At 67.7% G+C, this 17,354-nt stretch carries 10 protein-coding genes; 5 read left to right on the forward strand and 5 right to left on the reverse strand.

All coding sequences use genetic code 11. The features are described 5' to 3' along the window. Positions 1-4: 4 nt before the first annotated feature. Entirely contained in the window at positions 5-628 is a 624-nt protein-coding gene (locus tag QO015_RS08295; protein WP_266280131.1) for a 2-dehydro-3-deoxy-6-phosphogalactonate aldolase, read from the forward strand. Positions 629-761: 133 nt separating this feature from the next. Beyond that, a complete protein-coding gene (locus QO015_RS08300; protein WP_266280130.1) occupies positions 762-956 on the forward strand; it encodes a hypothetical protein in 195 nt (64 codons plus the stop codon). On the opposite strand, the gene urtE is transcribed toward QO015_RS08300, so the two are convergent. The 5 genes from urtE to urtA form a co-directional block, all read right to left on the reverse strand. Beyond that, positions 946-1,641 carry an urea ABC transporter ATP-binding subunit UrtE gene (gene urtE / locus QO015_RS08305; RefSeq protein WP_266282403.1) on the reverse strand — a complete coding sequence of 232 codons (696 nt, stop codon included), beginning with the start codon at positions 1,639-1,641 and terminating at the stop codon, positions 946-948. The two genes, QO015_RS08300 and urtE, sit on opposite strands and share 11 nt — an antisense overlap. Positions 1,642-1,684: 43 nt before the next feature. After that, a complete protein-coding gene (urtD, locus tag QO015_RS08310) occupies positions 1,685-2,503 on the reverse strand; it encodes an urea ABC transporter ATP-binding protein UrtD (protein WP_266280129.1) in 819 nt (272 codons plus the stop codon). Further along, on the reverse strand, positions 2,500-3,657 hold the full coding sequence (urtC, locus tag QO015_RS08315; RefSeq protein WP_266280128.1) for an urea ABC transporter permease subunit UrtC: 1,158 nt from the start codon (positions 3,655-3,657) through the stop codon (positions 2,500-2,502). The genes urtD and urtC overlap by 4 nt, the downstream gene beginning before the upstream one ends. 214 nt (positions 3,658-3,871) lie before the next feature. Further along, a complete protein-coding gene (urtB, locus tag QO015_RS08320; RefSeq protein WP_370877456.1) occupies positions 3,872-5,491 on the reverse strand; it encodes an urea ABC transporter permease subunit UrtB in 1,620 nt (539 codons plus the stop codon). Positions 5,492-5,692: 201 nt separating this feature from the next. Beyond that, positions 5,693-6,988: an urea ABC transporter substrate-binding protein gene (gene urtA, locus QO015_RS08325; protein ID WP_266280127.1), complete on the reverse strand. Its 1,296-nt coding sequence runs from the start codon at positions 6,986-6,988 to the stop codon at positions 5,693-5,695. Positions 6,989-7,288: 300 nt separating this feature from the next. On the opposite strand from urtA, the gene QO015_RS08330 reads away from it, so the two are divergent. The 3 genes from QO015_RS08330 to QO015_RS08340 all read left to right on the forward strand — a co-directional run bounded on the left by QO015_RS08330 (position 7,289) and on the right by QO015_RS08340 (position 17,233). Beyond that, complete coding sequence (locus QO015_RS08330) at positions 7,289-10,651, forward strand: hybrid sensor histidine kinase/response regulator (protein ID WP_266280126.1); 3,363 nt, start codon at positions 7,289-7,291, stop codon at positions 10,649-10,651. Next, on the forward strand, positions 10,644-11,567 hold the full coding sequence (locus QO015_RS08335) for a response regulator transcription factor (protein ID WP_266280124.1): 924 nt from the start codon (positions 10,644-10,646) through the stop codon (positions 11,565-11,567). The genes QO015_RS08330 and QO015_RS08335 overlap by 8 nt, the downstream gene beginning before the upstream one ends. A 164-nt stretch (positions 11,568-11,731) precedes the next feature. Beyond that, complete coding sequence (locus QO015_RS08340; protein WP_266280123.1) at positions 11,732-17,233, forward strand: alpha-2-macroglobulin family protein; 5,502 nt, start codon at positions 11,732-11,734, stop codon at positions 17,231-17,233. Positions 17,234-17,354: the final 121 nt, after the last annotated feature.

Raw genomic sequence — 17,354 nt, forward strand, 5'->3', positions numbered from 1 at the left:
AGACATGACCCATCCCCTCTTCGGCAGCCACCGGCCGCTCGTCGCCATCCTGCGCGGCATCGCCCCCGGCGAGGCGGCGGCGGTCTTCGACGCGCTGGTCGAGGCCGGGATCACGCTGATCGAGGTGCCGCTCAATTCGCCGGAGCCGTTCGTCTCGATCGAGACCATGGCGAAGCGCGCCAACGGCGCCGCCAAGGTGGGCGCGGGCACGGTGCTGAAGCCGGGCGACGTCGATTCGGTCAAGGACAGTGGTGGCACGATCATCGTCTCGCCGAATGCCGATCCCGCCGTGATCCGCCGCACCAAGGAGCTGGCGCTCGAATCCTATCCCGGCGTCTTCACGCCGACGGAAGCCTTCTCGGCCATCGCCGCCGGCGCCGATGCACTGAAGTTCTTTCCGGCCGAGCTGATCGGCCCCGCCGGCATCCGCGCCATGAAGGCCGTCCTGCCGAAGGATCTTCCCGTACTCGCGGTCGGCGGAGCCAATGCCGACAACTTCTCCGAATTCCTCAAGGCCGGGTGCAGCGGCTTCGGGATCGGCTCGTTCCTCTACAAGCCGGGCGCCTCGATCGCCGATGTCGCGGCGCGGGCGCGCGAGGTGGTCGCCGCCTTCGACGCCGCAGCATAAGGCGACAATCCTCTTTCGCTCCGCAGCATCAAGCGATCGTGAACCGCGCGCCGCGGTTGCTTCTTACAATCGTCATCGTCAGCCTTCATGTTCGGCTCGTTCAGAGCCAGCCCGAACGCGAAGGAGGTCCGTGATGAGCGACAACACGACCTGCACCGGCAAGGATTCGTCGTTGAACGAGCTCCTGCGGGAGCCGATCATCGCCATGCTGATGACGAGCGACGGCGTGCGTTCCGACGACATCCGTGCGCTCTTCCGGGACGTCGCCGAAAAAAACCGCGAGCGCCCGCGCGCCCGCCAGCTGTTCGAGTGCGACCTCACACGGTGAGGTGAGCCCGCACTTCGGCGCTGCCCATTTCGGCCTGCGTCCCCGAAGCCACCACCTCGCCGCGATCCATCACGGCGAAGGTGTCGGCGAGTTCGTGCGCGAAATCGAAATACTGTTCCACGAGCAGGATAGCCATGGTGCCCTGCGCGCGCAGCCATTCGATCGCGCGGCCGATATCCTTGATGATCGAGGGCTGGATGCCCTCAGTCGGCTCGTCGAGCACGAGCAGGCGCGGCCGCGTGACCAGCGCGCGGCCGATCGCAAGCTGCTGCTGCTGCCCGCCCGAGAGATCACCGCCACGCCGGCCGAGCATATCCTTCAGGACCGGGAAAAGCTCGAAGATGTAGTCCGGAATGTAGCGCTCGCGGCGGGCAATCGGCGCGTAGCCGGTCTCGAGATTCTCCTTCACCGTGAGCAGCGGGAAGATCTCGCGGCCCTGCGGCACGTAAGCGATGCCGGCCCTGGCGCGGTCATAGGGCGCCATGCGGCCGAGCACCTTGCCTTCCCAGACGATCTCGCCCGAGGCGATCGGCTTCTGGCCGACGATGGCGCGCAGAAGGCTGGTCTTGCCGACGCCATTGCGGCCCATGAGGCAGGTGACCTTGCCCCTCTCGGCCGTGATCGAGACGCCGCGCAGCGCCTGTGCCGCCCCGTAATAGAGGTCGACATTCCTCGCTTCGAGCATGGTCCCGGTTTCGGGCATCGTTTTGGCTTCCGTCATGATCGCCCTACCTTCCGAGATAGACCTCGATCACCGTCGGATCGGCCGAGACGGCGTCGAGCGTGCCTTCCGAGAGCACCGAACCCTGGTGGAGCACGGTGACCTTCACGTCGAGGTCGCGCACGAAGGTCATGTCGTGCTCGACCACGACCACCGATTTGGTCTTGGCGATCTCCTTCAGGAGCGCCGCCGTCTCGCGCGTCTCCGCGTCGGTCATGCCGGCCACCGGCTCGTCGACCAGCAGAAGCTGCGGCTCCTGCGCCAGCAGCATGCCGATCTCCAGCCATTGCTTCTGGCCATGCGAGAGATTGGCGGCGAGCCAGTTCCGTTTGTCGCCGAGGCGGATGATCGAGAGCAGTTCCTCGATGCGCTCGATCTCCTTGCGGCTGGTGCGGTGAAAGAGCGTCGCGAACGGCCGCCGGACGCCGGCGAGCGCCAGCTCGAGATTGTCCCAGACGGTGTGGCTCTCGAAGACGGTCGGCTTCTGGAACTTCCGGCCGATGCCGAGCGAGGCGATGGCGGCCTCGTCGAGCCTCGTCAGGTCGGTCGTGCCTGCAAAATAGACGTCGCCCTCGTCCGGCTTGGTCTTGCCGGTGATGACATCCATCATGGTCGTCTTGCCGGCGCCGTTCGGGCCGATGATGGCCCGCATCTCGCCCGGCTCGATCACCAGTGACAGCGAGCGCAGCGCCTTGAAGCCGTCGAAGGAGACGGAAACGCCGTCGAGATAGAGCAGCGAGTTCTTCGCCTTTTCGTGGCTGGCCTTTTCGTGGCCTGCCTTCCCGGCCTGCGTCGCCGGGGCGGTCGGTTCGAGCGTCACGGTCATGCGCCTTCCTCCGCTGCGCGGCTGGCATCGATGGGCGAGGCATCGGGCTTGGCACCCGGCGCAGGCTTCTGGCGGCTGCGGGCGAGCAGCGTGCCGACGACGCCCTTCGGCAGGAACAGCGTCACCGCGATGAACAGCGCGCCGAGCACGAACAGCCAGTATTCGGCGAGAAGGCCGCTGGTGAACCAGGTCTTGCCGAAATTGACGAGCAGCGCGCCGACGATCGGCCCGATCAGCGTGCCGCGGCCGCCGACTGCCACCCAGATGACGGCCTCGATCGAGTTGGCCGGCGCGAATTCGCCCGGGTTGATGATGCCGATCTGCGGGACATAGAGTGAGCCGGCGACGCCGGCCATCATCGCCGAGAGAACGAAGACGACGAGCTTGTAGCCCTCGACGCGGTAGCCGATGAAGCGGGTGCGGCTCTCGGCATCGCGCACCGCAACCAGCACCTTGCCGAATTTCGACATGATGACCGCGCGGCAGATCAGGAAGCCGAGCGCCAGCGCCAGCGCGGAGGCGAAGAACAGCACGCCCCGCGTCTCGGGCGCCTGGATGTTGAAGCCGAGGATGTCCTTGAAGTCGGTCAGGCCGTTATTGCCGCCGAAGCCCATGTCGTTGCGGAAGAAGGCGAGCAGCAGGGCATAGGTCATCGCCTGCGTGATGATCGAGAGATAGACGCCGGTGACGCGTGAGCGGAAGGCGAACCAGCCGAAGACGAAGGCGAGCAGCCCGGGCACCGCGAGGATCATCAGCGCGGCGAACCAGAAATGGTCGAAGCCGTACCAGAACCAAGGCAATTCCTGCCAGTTCAGGAAGACCATGAAATCCGGCAGGATCGGATTGGCATAGACGCCGCGCGCGCCGATCTGGCGCATCAGATACATGCCCATCGCATAGCCGCCGAGCGCGAAGAACGCCGCATGGCCGAGCGAGAGAATGCCGCAATAGCCCCAGACGAGGTCGACCGAGAGCGCAAGCAGCGCATAGCACAGATATTTGCCGATCAGCGCGATGGCATAGGTCGGGATGTGCAGGGGAAAGGACGGATCAGTGAGGCTGAGGAGCGGCAGGACGATGCCGACCGCCAGCAGCAGGCCGAGCACGATCCATGTGTTGCGGTCGAGCCCGCGGAGAATGAAGGCGGTGATCATGACGCGGCTCCGTTCGCATGGGTCCGATCACGACGCGCGGCCCCGGCGCCCCCTCTCCCGGCCTCCCCCACGAGGGTGGAGGTGAAGGAAGAATGCACGACCCCGATGACGCGCTCGGCCAGCCCTCTCCCCCCTCGTTGGGGAGAGCTGCAGAGGGGGGTCTCCAGCCGGAGAAGCGGCAGATCCAGATATCGCATCGCCCGAGCCAGCATGATCACGCCTCCACCGAGCGGCCCTTGAGGGCGAAGAGGCCCCGCGGACGCTTCTGGATGAACAGGATGATGAAGACGAGCACCAGGATCTTGGCGAGCACGGCGCCGGCATAGGGCTCGATGAACTTGTTGGCGATGCCGAGCGTGAAGGCGCCGACCAGCGTGCCCCAGAGATTGCCGACGCCACCGAATACCACGACCATGAAGCTGTCGATGATGTAGCTCTGGCCGAGATTGGGGCTCACATTGTCGATCTGCGACAGCGCGACGCCCGCGATGCCCGCGATGCCCGAGCCGAGGCCGAAGGTGAAGGCGTCCACCCAGGGCGTGCGGATGCCCATGGAGGAAGCCATCGGGCGGTTCTGCGTCACCGCGCGGGTCTGCAGGCCGAAGGGCGTGCGCTTCAGCACCAGCATCAGAACCGCGAAGACGCCGAGCGCGAAGACCACGATCCACATGCGGTTGTAGGTGATCGCGATATGGCCGAGGTCGAAGGTTCCCGACATCCAGGAGGGGTTGCCGACCTCGCGGTTGTTGGGACCAAACCAGGTGCGCACCGCCTGCTGCAGGATCAGCGACACGCCCCAGGTCGCGAGCAGCGTCTCGAGCGGACGGCCGTAGAGAAAGCGGATCACCGAGCGCTCGATCAGGATGCCGACCGCGCCGGAGACGAGGAAGGCGAGCGGCAGAGCGATGGCGAGCGACCAGTCGAACAGGCCCGGATAGTGGTTCCGGATCGTCTCCTGCACGACGAAGGTCGTGTAGGCGCCGAGCATGACCATCTCGCCATGCGCCATGTTGATGATGCCCATCACGCCGAAGGTGATGGCGAGGCCGATGGCGGCGAGAAGCAGCACCGACCCGAGCGAGACGCCGTACCAGATGTTCTGGACGCCCTGCCAGAGCTGCAGCTGGCCCTGGATCGAGGCGACGGCCTCCTCGGCCGCGGCCTTGATGGCCGGATCATCGCTGCCCGACGCCGTCGTCAGGATGCCGAGCGCCTCCTGGTCGCCGCGCGCAGCGATGACGCCGACGGCGGCCACCTTGTCGGCGGAGGGAAGGTCGGATTTCAGCACCGCTGCGGCGCGCGCCTGCTCGAGCACGCGCTTGATGCCGGCGTCGCTCTCGCGGGAAATGGCCTCGTCGAGCAGCGGGATCTGGGCCGGGTCGCCGCTCTTCAGCACGTCGCTGGCGGCCGAAAGGCGCTTGGCCGGGTCGGGGCTCATCAGCGTCAGAGAGCCGGACGCGGCGCGGACGGCGCCGCGGATCTTGTTGTTGACCCTGATCTTGGTGACGTCGGAACGTCCGGCACTGCCGGCCTCGGCGCCCGTCACCGGATCGATCAGCGTGTAGCCGTCGTCGGCCCGCGTCGCCTTGAACACGGCGCCGTCGGACTTGCGGACATAGAGATCGCCATTCGACAGCGCGTCGAGCACGCCGGCGGCTGCCGGATCGCCGGTCGCGGCGAGCGCGCCGATCGCCTTTTCCAGCGCTGCATAGTCGCCCTGGCCGAGCGCGTTGACCTCGGCGTGGATATCGGCGGCAGCGGCGGGGCGCATCAGGACGAAGGCGGCCATGAGCGCGAGGAGCAGGACGAGGAACGGCTTGGGCAGGCGAAGCATCGTCAAGGCCTTGTCTCCGGGATGCGGAGCGGCGCCGGGCGCACGAAACACCCTTCAGCCGCTGGAGGCCGGGAGGCGAAGGCCGCCTTCCCGTTTCGTCGTCGCCGGCGGCGCCGGCGCCTGTCGGACCTGTCGTCCGGCAGGAGCCGTGCCGCCGACGGTCAGGCGGAGGTCAGGATCCGCCCGTCGGGAACCGCACCATCAGGAACCGCCGCACTTGCCGGTCTTGACATTGAAGTTGCCGCAGGACATCGGCGCGCGCCAATCCGAGATCAGGTCGGCCGAGTCGGGCAGGTAGTCCGACCACTCGTCGCCGACGACGAGGCCGGGGGTCTGCCACACGACGTCGAGCTGGCCGTTGTCCTGGATCTCGCCGATGAAGACGGGCTTTGTGATGTGGTGGTTCGGCATGACGGTGGAGAAGCCGCCCGTCAGGTTCGGCACCGAGACGCCGATCAGCGCGTCGATGACCTTGTCCGGATCGGTGGTGCCGGCCTTCTCGACGGCCTGGACCCAGGCGTTGAAGCCGATATAGGTGGCTTCCATCGGGTCATTGGTCGTGCGCTTGTCGTTCTTGATGAACGCGTGCCACTTCTTGATGAAGTCCTCGTTCTCCGGCGTGTCGATCGACTGGAAGTAGTTCCAGGCGGCGAGATGGCCGACGAGCGGGGCGGTGTCGATGCCGGCGAGCTCTTCCTCACCCACCGAGAAGGCGACGACCGGGATGTCCTCGGCCTTGATGCCCTGGTTGCCGAGCTCCTTGTAGAACGGCACGTTGGCATCGCCGTTGACGGTCGAGACCACCGCGGTCTTCTTGCCTTCCGAGCCGAACTTCTTGATCGCGGCCACTTCGGTCTGCCAGTCGGAGAAGCCGAACGGCGTGTAGTTGATCATGATGTCTTCGGCGGGGACGCCCTTGGCCTTCAGATAGGCCTCGAGGATCTTGTTGGTCGTGCGCGGATAGACGTAGTCGGTGCCTTCCAGCACCCAGCGCTTCACGCCGCCGCCTTCCTCGCTCATCAGGTAGTCGACGGCCGGGATGGCCTGCTGGTTCGGCGCGGCGCCCGTGTAGAAGACGTTGCGCTCGCTCTCCTCGCCCTCGTACTGGACGGGATAGAAGAGGATCGAATTCAGCTCCTTGAACACCGGCAGAACCGACTTGCGGCTGACCGAGGTCCAGCAGCCGAACACGACGGCGACCTTGTCCTGGCTGATCAGCTCGCGCGCCTTCTCGGCGAAGAGCGGCCAGTTGGAGGCCGGATCGACGACGACCGCCTCGAGCTTCTTGCCGAGGACGCCGCCCTTCTTGTTCTGCTCGTCGATGAGGAAGAGCACCGTGTCCTTGAGGGTGGTCTCCGAGATCGCCATCGTGCCCGACAGCGAGTGCAGGATGCCGACCTTGATCGTATCGTCGGCGGCGTGGGCGCCGGAGACGCCGGCGCCGATCATCGCCGCCGTCGCAAGCGCGCCGAGGGTTCGGCCAAATCGCTTCAACATTTTCGAGGAATTCCCCCTGCTCGGACGCCGCCGCAGGCTTGCCCGGGCGATGCGTCGTTTCTGGTTTCCGTCGTTCCCGAAACGGCACGGGCGAGTTCGGTGGAGGTCGCCGCCCATGACGCTCGAAGGGAGTTTCGGCGGAATTCCGCAGTGCGGCATATACGTCGATTAACGTAGGCGCAGCGCAGCGACCGGCTCGCCCCGGCAGGAATCGAGGCCCCGCCTGCCCTTTGCGCCGCCCCGGCGATCCGCTACTGTCGCCCGAACACTGTGCACGCCTCGAAACTGGGCAGGGAGCCGATGGCGGGACGACAGCGGATCCTGCCGATCCGACGCGAATACAACCGCTGGGTCGCGAACCAGACGCTCGAGGACTACGCGCTGCGCTTCACGGCGAAGAGTGCGCGCCGCTTCTCGACCGGACGCGTGTCGCAGACGGCGATCGGCGCCATTTCGTTCCTGGCGCTGGAAGCGATCGGCGGCGCCATCACACTCTCGCACGGCACGTCGAACGTGCTGGCCGCGACGCTGGTGGTCGGTATTGTCCTGTTCGTGACCGGCCTGCCGATCGCCCGCTACGCCTCGCGCTACGGCGTCGACATCGATCTCCTCACGCGCGGCGCCGGCTTCGGCTATATCGGCTCGACGATCACGTCGCTGATCTACGCGACCTTCACCTTCATCCTGTTCGCGATCGAAGCCTCGATCATGACGACGGCGCTGGAGCTCGCCTTCGGCATCCCGATCTGGCTCGGCTACATTCTCTCGGCGGCGGCGGTGATCCCGCTGGTGACGCACGGCATCACGTGGATCAGCCGCTTTCAGCTCGCCACGCAGCCGCTGTGGATCGGGCTCAACCTGCTGCCCGTCGGCTTCATTCTCTGGCAGGACGGCGGCTCGGTCTCGGAGTGGCTGGCCTTCGAGGGGCTCTCCGGCGATGGCGGCCATGGGCTCGGCCTCGTGGCCTTCGGCGCCTCCTGCTCGGTTATTCTCGGCCTGATGCCGCAGATCGGCGAGCAGGTCGACATCCTGCGCTTCCTGCCGGCACAGGGCCTGACCGGCCGGCGCGGGCGCATCGCCACGCTGCTCGCGGGCGCCGGCTGGATCATCGTCGGCGCGCCGAAGCTCCTGTTCGGCTCCTTCCTCGCGGTGCTGGCGCTCCGCCACGGCGTGCCGGCCAGTCATGCCGCCGAGCCGGCGCAGATGTATGTCGTCGCCTTCGGCTATGTGCTGCCCTGGACGGATGCCGCGATCTTCCTGACCGCCGCCTTCGTCGTGGTGTCGCAGCTGAAGATCAACGTCATGAACGCCTATGCCGGGTCGCTCGCCTGGTCGAACTTCTTCTCGCGGCTGACGCACAGCCATCCCGGCCGCGTCGTCTGGCTGATGTTCAACGTCGCCATCGCGCTGCTTCTGATGGAACTCGGCATCTACCGGGCGCTGGAGCAGACGCTCGGCCTCTTCTCGGTCGTCGCCGTCGCCTGGCTCGGAACGATTGTCGCCGATCTCGCCATCAACAAGCCGCTTGGCCTCTCGCCGCCCGGCATCGAATTCAAGCGTGCCCATCTCTACGACATCAACCCGGTCGGCGTCGGTGCGATGGCCATCGCCGCCGCGGTGGCGCTGATCGCCGCCGTCGGGCTCTTCGGCGAGGTCGCGAAGGCGCTGGCGCCGTTCATCGCGCTCGGCCTCGCGCTCGTCGCCGCGCCGGCGATCGCCTATGTCACCAAGGGCCGCTACTACCTGGCGCGCAAGCCGCGCGCGGAATGGGCCCAGCGCCGCGAGATCGTGTGCTCGGTCTGCGAACACCCGTTCGAGCCCGAGGACATGGCCCACTGCCCCGCCTATTCGGGGCCGATCTGCTCGCTCTGCTGCTCGCTCGACGCGCGCTGCCACGATCTCTGCAAGCCGCATGCGCGGCTCCAGAGCCAGGTGTCGACGGCCGTCTCGGCCGTGCTTCCGCCGTCCATGGCGGCCCGCATCTCGCCGCGCATCGTGCAGTATCTCGGCATCCTTACCCTGTTCATGGCGGTCATCAGCCTGGTGCTGATGTTGATCCATGTGCAGGCGACGGCGCATGGCGGCGCGCATGACGCGATCATCGGCCAGACGCTGTGGGCGGCCTTCTTCATCCTGTTCATCGTCGCGGGCATTGCCTCCTGGTTCCTGGTGCTCGCCAATGAGAGCCGGCACGTCGCGCAGGAGGAATCGGTGCGGCAGAACACGCTGCTGCTCCGCGAAATCCAGGCGCACCGGCGCACCGACGCCGCGCTCCAGCGTGCCAAGGAGGCGGCCGAGGCGGCCAACCAGGCGAAGAGCCGCTATCTCGTCGGCCTCTCCCATGAGTTGCGCACGCCTCTCAACGCCGTGTTCGGCTATGCGCAGATCCTCGAGCGCGACGAGACGATCGCGCCCTCGCGGCAGGACCGCATCCGCGTCATCCGCAGGAGCGCCGAGCATCTTTCGGGCCTCATCGACGGATTGCTCGAGATTTCCCGCATCGAGACGGGACGCCTGCAACTGCAGCGCAACGAGGTGCGGCTCGACGATTTCCTCGACCAGATCGTCGACATGTTCCGCTTCCAGGCGGAGGGCAAGGGCCTCGCCTTCTCCTATGACCGGCCCCGCTACCTGCCCGGCATCGTCGCGACCGACGAGAAGCGGCTGCGCCAGATCCTCGTCAATCTGCTCTCGAACGCCATCAAGTTTACCGAGCACGGCTCGGTGCGCCTCGCGGTCTCCTATCGCCACCAGATCGCGACGATCACGGTCGAGGATACCGGCCCAGGCATCCCCGAGGACGATCTCGAGCGCATCTTCGAGCCGTTCGAGCGCGGCAGCTCGACCCGCTCGCGCGCCGTGCCGGGCACAGGGCTCGGGCTCACGATCACCAAGATGCTGGCGCAGCTGATGGGCGGCGACGTCACGGTCGAAAGCGCGGTCGGGCGCGGCAGCCGCTTCGAGGTGCGGCTGATGCTCGCCTCGATCGAGCGGCCGACGGCGCCGCTGCCGCAGCCGGCCCAGCATATCCACGGCTATGACGGACCGCGGCGGACGGTGCTCGTTTGCGACGACGACGAGGATCACCGCGAGCTGGTGCGCCATATCCTGGAGCCGCTCGGCTTCATCGTGCTGGCGGTCGGGGACGCGCCGGCCTGCCTCGCCCTCACCGGCGACATCCGGCCGGACCTGTTCCTGCTCGACATCTCGATGCCCGGCATGAATGGCTGGCAGCTCGCGCGGCGGCTGCGCGCCGACGGCCAGCAGGCGCCGATCCTCATGCTCTCGGCCAATCTCGGCGAGATGGAGCCGGGCAGCGCCGAGGATGCGGTTCACGACGATGCACTCGCGAAGCCCTTCGACATGCGCCAGTTGCTCGACCGCGTGCAGGCGCTGCTGAAGCTCGACTGGATCTCAGACGCCGCCGCGGCGGCGCAGCCGCGCACAGAGGCGGCGCCCTTCCGCAGTCCCGGCACCGAGCATGTGGCCGAGCTTCTCCATCTCGGGCGCATCGGCTATGTCCGCGGCATCGAGTCGAAGCTCGACCAGCTCGACGCCGACGCCGAAAACCGGGCCTTCGTCGCCGCCATGCGCGCGCATCTGAGAAACTTCGATTTCGACGGCTACACGTCCGCACTGGAGGCGATCGGCGGCGATGGCTGAAATCTCCAAGGCCCGCGACATCGTGCTCGTCGTCGACGATTCGCCCGAGACGCTGAGTTTCCTCACCGATGCGCTGGAGCATTCCGGCGCCACCGTGCTGGTCGCGACCGAGGGTGCGCGCGCGCTGAACCTCGTCGAGCGCATCACGCCCGACATCATCCTCATGGACGCGGTGATGCCCGGAATGGACGGCTTCGAGACCTGCCGCCGCCTCAAGGCCAATGCCGCGCTCGCCCATGTGCCGGTCATCTTCATGACCGGCCTCGCGGAGCCCGAACATATCGTCGAAGGGCTGGAGGCCGGCGGCGTCGACTATGTGACCAAGCCGATCGTGCTCGACGTGCTGCTGGCGCGCATCCGCGTGCATCTCGCCAATGCCCGCACGGCGCAGAGCGCGCGCCTCGCGCTCGACACCGCCGGGCGCTACCTTCTCGCCGCGAATGGGCTCGGTGAAATCCTCTGGTGCACGCCGCAGGCCGTGAAGCTTCTGGAAGCGGCGCTGCCGGCCGAGAACGGCACCATTCTCCTGCCCGAGAACGTCAAGGTCTGGCTCAAGCTCTCCGTCGGCCAGCGCGGCACCATGCCGCCGCCGGCGCCGATCGTCTCGGCCGATGGGCGCCAGCTTCAGCTCACCTATCTCGGGACGACCGGCGAGGACGAGTTCCTGTTCCGCCTCACGAGCGAGGACTCCGGCGGCAGGGAAGCGCTGCTGCGCCGCCATTTCCCGGTGACGGCGCGCGAGGCAGAGGTTCTGTTCTGGATCGCGCGCGGCAAGTCCAACCGCGACATCGGCGACATCCTCGGCCTCTCGCCGCGCACCGTGAACAAGCATCTGGAGCAGATCTACCAGAAGCTGGGCGTCGAGAACCGGGCCTCGGCCGCGGTGATGGCCCTGACCGCGCTCGGCGAGGCGTAAGGCCCTGTGACGGCTATCACAGCCGCTTCCGGCAATCGGCAAATCGCGAGTCTGGACAAAGGCTTGGGCAAGTCGCGGCGTGAGCGTCGGCGCTTTGACCCGGCGCCGCCGCGGACGTAGACTGCGGCCGCCTTTGAGGCTGGCGACCTGCTCGGGAGGAGACGATGGTCCGTCTGAAGCGCGTTCTGAGGATCGTGGCGCTGTCGCTGCTCGCCGCGGGCGGCCTCGCATCCGGCGGCCCGGCCTCGGCGGCCGACCGCAGCGTCATCACGACGAAGAACGCCGATTATGCCGGCTTCGACTACCAGACTCTGAAGGATGTCGACGTCGCGGCCTGCTCCTCGGCCTGCGCTTCCGACACCAGCTGCCGCGCCTTCACCTACAACACCAAGGCGCGCTGGTGCTTCCTCAAGAACGACTTCGGTCCGCTGGGATCCGCGGTCAACGCGATCGCCGGCCGCGTCGTCACGGTAAAGCCCGTGGCCGAGAGTCTCTCCACCAAGCGCACGGACGAACTGGCCTTCCTCGGGCCGGGCCCCTTCGACGAGGCCAAGGCGCAGCTCGGCGGCCTCGCCTCCGCCTATCCGGCCAACGGCTTCGGCTATGCCGCGATTGCGAAGACCACCGCGGCGCCGGCGATCGGCCGCGATGCGGTGGCCGCCGCGCGCGCCTACGGCGCGATGCTCGCCATCCTCCCCGACGATCCGGCCGTGTGGCGCGAATTCGCGGCCGCCTTCCTCAGCCAGAATCCGCAGGATTCGGGCGAGCGGCAGCAGGCGGCGCAGTCGGCCTCCTCTGCCGCGATCAACGCCTATCTCCGCTCCGCGAGCGCCGGCGACCAGGTGCTGGCGCTCGGCCTTCTCGGGCGCGCGCTCGAGAAGCGCGAGATGTGGCGCGAGGCGATCCGCACCTATCGCTTCGCGCTGACGCTGCGCGAGGACAAGGCGATCCGTACCGCGCTCGACACGGCTGTGCGCGAGCATGGCTTCCGCATCGTCTCGAACAGCGTCGACGCCGATGCCGAGACGCCGCGCATGTGCGTCGTCTTCTCCGATCCGCTGCCGGTCTCCGATCCGAAGCTCGCTGATTTCGTCGTGGTCGAAGGGGGCAGCGGCCTCGCCGTCGAGCCCGAGGACAACCAGATCTGCGCCAGCGGCCTCAAGCACGGCAACCGCTACACGATGCGCATCCGCGCCGGCCTGCCTTCCGCCGATGGCGAGACGCTCGCGCAATCGGCCGAAATCTCCAGCTATGTGCGCGACCGCGACCCCTGGGCGGGATTCGCCGGCAACGCCTATGTGCTGCCCGCCGGCCAGGGCGCGTCGATCCCGATCAACTCGATCAACACCGACCGGATCGCCGCCACCGTCTACCGGATCGGCGACCGCTCGGTGGCGGTCGCGGTCCGCGACGGCACCTTCCTGCGCCAGCTCGACACCTATTCGGCCGACCAGATCGCCAGCCAGTCCGGCCAGGAGATCTGGACCGGCGAGATCGAGGTGACCTCGAAGCTGAACGAGACGGTCACCACGGCAATCCCGATCGGGGACGCGCTGAAGACCGTCGAGCCGGGCGTCTATGTCATCACGGCGCGGGCGAAGACCAACGACGCCAGCTATTACGGCGACCTCGCGACGCAGTGGTTCATCGTCTCCGATCTCGGCCTGTCGGCGCTTTCCGGCACCGACGGCATCCACGCCATCGTCCGCTCGCTGAACAGCGCCGAGGGCCTCGCGGGGGTCAAGGTCAGGCTGGTCGCGACCAATGACGAGGTGCTCGGCGAGGGTCGGACGGATGCCGACGGCTATGTCCGCTTCGAGCCCGGTCTCGCCCGCGGCACCGGCGGCATGGCGCCCCAGCTCCTCGTGGCCGAGACCGAGAAGGGCGACTACGCCTTCCTCGATCTCAAGAAGACCGCTTTCGACCTCACCGACCGCGGCGTCGACGGCCGGCCGGCGCCGGGCAAGCTCGATACCTTCTTCACCACCGAGCGCGGCATCTATCGCCCTGGCGAGACGGTGCACCTCACCGCGCTGCTGCGCGACGCGCAGGCGCGCGCCGTGCCCGGACTGCCCCTCACCCTCGTCGTCGACCGCCCGGACGGCGTCGAGTTCCTGCGCAAGCAGCTTCCCGATGGCGGCCTCGGCGGCTACAGCGACGACGTGACGCTGCCGGACGGCGCACAGCGCGGCGCATGGCGCTTCCAGCTCTTCGCCGACCCGGAAGGGTCTGCCCTCGCCGACATCTCGGCGCTGGTCGATGATTTCGAGCCGGAGCGGATCGCCTTCGAGCTCTCCACCTCGGCGACGCGGCTCGTCTCGGGCGACGAGTTCCCGATCGATCTCACCGCCAAATACCTCTACGGCGCAAACGCGGTCGGCCTCGGCGTCGACGGCGATTTCATCGCGACGCCGACCACCAGCCTCGCCGGCTATCCCGGCTACAGTTTCGGCCTCTCCGACGACCCGGTCGAGGCGGTGCGCGATTCGCTGGGCAGCACGGCCGTCACCGACGAGGAGGGCCGCGCGACCCTCGACGTCACGGTGCCGGCACTCCCGGAGACGACCAAGCTCTTCGACGCCGAGATCGTCGTCCGCGTGACCGACACCAATGGCCGCGCCGTCGAACGACGGTTGAAGCTGCCAGCCAATGCCGGCGGCCCGCATATCGGCATCAAGCCGGGCTTCGAGGGCGGCAGCGTGGCGGAGGGCAGCAATGCCGCCTTCGAGCTGATCGCAGTCGGGGCCGACGGCGCGCAGATCGCGGCACCGGGCGCCAGCTGGTCGCTCGACCGGATCGAAACCAACTACCAGTGGTATCGCCGCGACGGCGCCTGGAAATACGAGCCGATCACGACATCGAGCCGCGTGGCGAACGGCACCGTCGATCTCCCGGCCAGCGGTTCCGCCCCGGTCTCGGCCAAGGTCGACTGGGGCCATTATCGCCTGACCGTCTCGCTCTCCGACGAACTCGCCACCTCGTCCAGCGTCGATTTCGACGCCGGCTGGTATGTCGACGCCTCGGCGCAGTCCGAGACGCCGGACATGCTCGCCGTCTCCATGGACAAGCCCGACTACAAGGTCGGCGACACCGCGAAGCTGCGGCTCGATCCGCGCTTCCCCGGCATCGCGCAGATTCTCGTGATCGACGACCGCGTCATCGACATGAAGACGGTGAGCGTCCCGGAAGGCGGCACCACCGTCGACCTGCCTGTCACCGCCAACTGGGGCCCCGGCGCCTATGTGACCGCCGCGCTCTACCGGCCGATGGACGTCGCCGCCAAGCGCATGCCGACGCGTGCGCTCGGCCTCGCCTGGGTGCCCGTCGATCCCGGCGACCGCCGCCTCAAGGTGACGCTCGACGCCGACGAGCAGATCCGCCCGCGCGGCCCGCTGGCGATCCCGGTCTCGATCGACAATCTCGCGCCGGGCGCCGAGGCTTTCGTCACGGTCGCGGCCGTCGATGTCGGCATCCTCAACCTGACCTCCTTCAAGACCCCCGATCCGGACGGCTGGTATTTCAGCCAGCGCCGCCTCGGCATGGAGCTCCGCGATCTCTACGGCCAGCTCATCGACCGCATGCAGGGCATTCCCGGCAAGCTGCGCTCGGGCGGCGACGGCGGCGCGGCGGGCCTCAAGGCGCCGCCCCCGACCGAAAAGCTGATCGCCTACTATTCCGGCATCGTGAAGGTCGGGGCGGACGGCAAGGCGACCGTCACCTTCGACCTGCCCGACTTCAACGGCACGGTGCGCGTGATGGCCATCGCCTGGTCGAAGGATGGCGTCGGCCATGCGGAAAAGGACATCATCGTCCGCGACCCGATCGTGGTGATGGCGAGCCTGCCGCGCTTCATGACGCCCGGCGACGCCAGCCGCATCCTGGTCGAGCTCGACAATGTCGAGGGCGCGGCGGGTGACTACCGCCTGGCCGTTGATGCGCCCGGCGTCACCATGCAGGCCGGCGACGACGATCGCGGCATCCGCCTAGAAGAGAAGGCGCGCACCAGCGTCGCATTGCCGATCACGGCCGAGATGATCGGCGACCATCAGATCACCGTGACGCTCAACGGGCCGAACGGCGAGAGCTTCGGCCGCACCTATATGCTCGGCATCCGCCCGGCCGGGCAGCCGATCTCGCGCCGCTCGCTGATCTCGATGGCGCCGGGAGCCAAGCTCAGGGTCGACGACGGCGCCTTCGCCGAGTTCAAGCCCGATACGACCAGCGCGACAATCGCCGTCGGCGGTTCCGCCAAGCTCGACGTCGCGGCCATCCTCGCCTCGCTCGACCGCTACCCCTATGGCTGCACCGAGCAGATCACCTCGCGGGCCATGCCGCTGCTCTATCTGAACCAGGTGGCGGCGACGATCGGCATCGCGCAGGACAGCGAGATCCGCAAGCGCGTGCAGGCGGCGATCGGCAATGTCCTCGACAACCAGGCCGCTTCGGGCTCGTTCGGCCTCTGGGGACCGGGATATGACGATCTCTGGCTCGACGCCTTCGTCACGGACTTCCTGACCCGCGCCCGCGCGGTCGGCTATGACGTGCCGGACGTCGCGTTCAACAACGCGCTGGACAATCTGCAGAACCGCGTCGGCTATGCGCAGGACTTCGATCGTGGCGGCGAGGCCGTCGCCTACAGCCTCTATGTGCTGGCGGCGAACGGCAAGGCGGCGATCGGCGACCTGCGCTATTACGGCGAGACCAAGCTCGGCAATTTCGCGACGCCGCTCGCCCAGGCGCAGATCGGTGCCGGCCTCGCGCTTTATGGCGACAAGGCCCGCGCCGAGAACGTGTTCAAGGTCGCGGTCGAGAACGTGAAGGCGGGCTACGGTCCGCAGCCAGCCTATCGCGACGACTACGGTTCGGCGCTCCGCGACCAGGCCGCCGTGCTTGCACTCGTCGCCGAGACGGAAGGAAAGACGCCGGCGGTGACGGCGCTCGTCGACACCGTCGCCGAGACGCGCAACCAGCGCCGCTTCATCTCGACCCAGGAGCAGGGCTGGATGCTGATGGCGGCGGCCTCGCTGATGAAGGATCTCCAGAGCGCGTCGCTCGACGTCGACGGCAACAAGGCCGAGGTGCCGCTCTATCGCAAGATCCTCGGCTCGGATGTCGCGAGCCGGCCACTGGTGATCGAGAACACCTCTGAAATCCCGCTCGACGCGGCGCTGACGCTGACCGGCATCCCGCTCGATCCCGAGCCGGCCGGCGGCGACGGCTTCACCATCACGCGGACCTATTACAACACCGATGGCACCGAGGCGGACCCGGCGACGGTGGCGCAGAACGACCGGCTCGTCGTGGTACTCACCGTCACCGCCGACGAGAAGCGCTTCGGCCGGCTGATGGTGGTCGATCCGCTGCCCGCCGGCTTCGAGATCGAGAATCCCAACATCTCGAGCTCGGGCAACACCTCCAGCTATGAGTGGCTGCAGGTCGAGCGCAGCGTCGCCCATACCGAGGCGCGGACGGACCGCTTCATGGCGGCGCTGACGCGCAGCGCGGAGGATCCGGTCGAGTTCTCGGTCGCCTATGGCGTCCGCGCCGTCTCGCCGGGCCGTTTCGTCCATCCGGCCGCGATCGTCGAGGACATGTACGACCCCGACCGCCAGGCGCACACCGACACCGGCAGCGTCGAGGTGGTCGGCCCGACGGTCACCAAGTAGCCGATGTCGGCGCCCGAGCTCCCCCCTCCCCGACCCTCCCCCAGAAGGGGGGAGGGAGAAGAGGGAGCCGCCGCTCGCATTGAGCGCGTGGCAGGGGAGCCGGATACCGCCGAGAGCCCCA

The sequence above is a fragment of the Kaistia geumhonensis genome, assembly GCF_030815145.1.
GTDB lineage: Bacteria > Pseudomonadota > Alphaproteobacteria > Rhizobiales > Kaistiaceae > Kaistia > Kaistia geumhonensis.

Bases quoted from the DNA above. Each gene is read 5' to 3' on its own strand.
- QO015_RS08295 (WP_266280131.1), top strand. From the start codon at position 5: ATGACCCATCCCCTCTTCGGCAGCCACCGGCCGCTCGTCGCCATCCTG.
- QO015_RS08300 (WP_266280130.1), top strand. From the start codon at position 762: ATGAGCGACAACACGACCTGCACCGGCAAGGATTCGTCGTTGAACGAG.
- urtE (WP_266282403.1), bottom strand. From the start codon at position 1,641: ATGCTCGAAGCGAGGAATGTCGACCTCTATTACGGGGCGGCACAGGCG.
- urtD (WP_266280129.1), bottom strand. From the start codon at position 2,503: ATGACCGTGACGCTCGAACCGACCGCCCCGGCGACGCAGGCCGGGAAG.
- urtC (WP_266280128.1), bottom strand. From the start codon at position 3,657: ATGATCACCGCCTTCATTCTCCGCGGGCTCGACCGCAACACATGGATC.
- urtB (WP_370877456.1), bottom strand. From the start codon at position 5,491: ATGCTTCGCCTGCCCAAGCCGTTCCTCGTCCTGCTCCTCGCGCTCATG.
- urtA (WP_266280127.1), bottom strand. From the start codon at position 6,988: ATGTTGAAGCGATTTGGCCGAACCCTCGGCGCGCTTGCGACGGCGGCG.
- QO015_RS08330 (WP_266280126.1), top strand. From the start codon at position 7,289: ATGGCGGGACGACAGCGGATCCTGCCGATCCGACGCGAATACAACCGC.
- QO015_RS08335 (WP_266280124.1), top strand. From the start codon at position 10,644: ATGGCTGAAATCTCCAAGGCCCGCGACATCGTGCTCGTCGTCGACGAT.
- QO015_RS08340 (WP_266280123.1), top strand. From the start codon at position 11,732: ATGGTCCGTCTGAAGCGCGTTCTGAGGATCGTGGCGCTGTCGCTGCTC.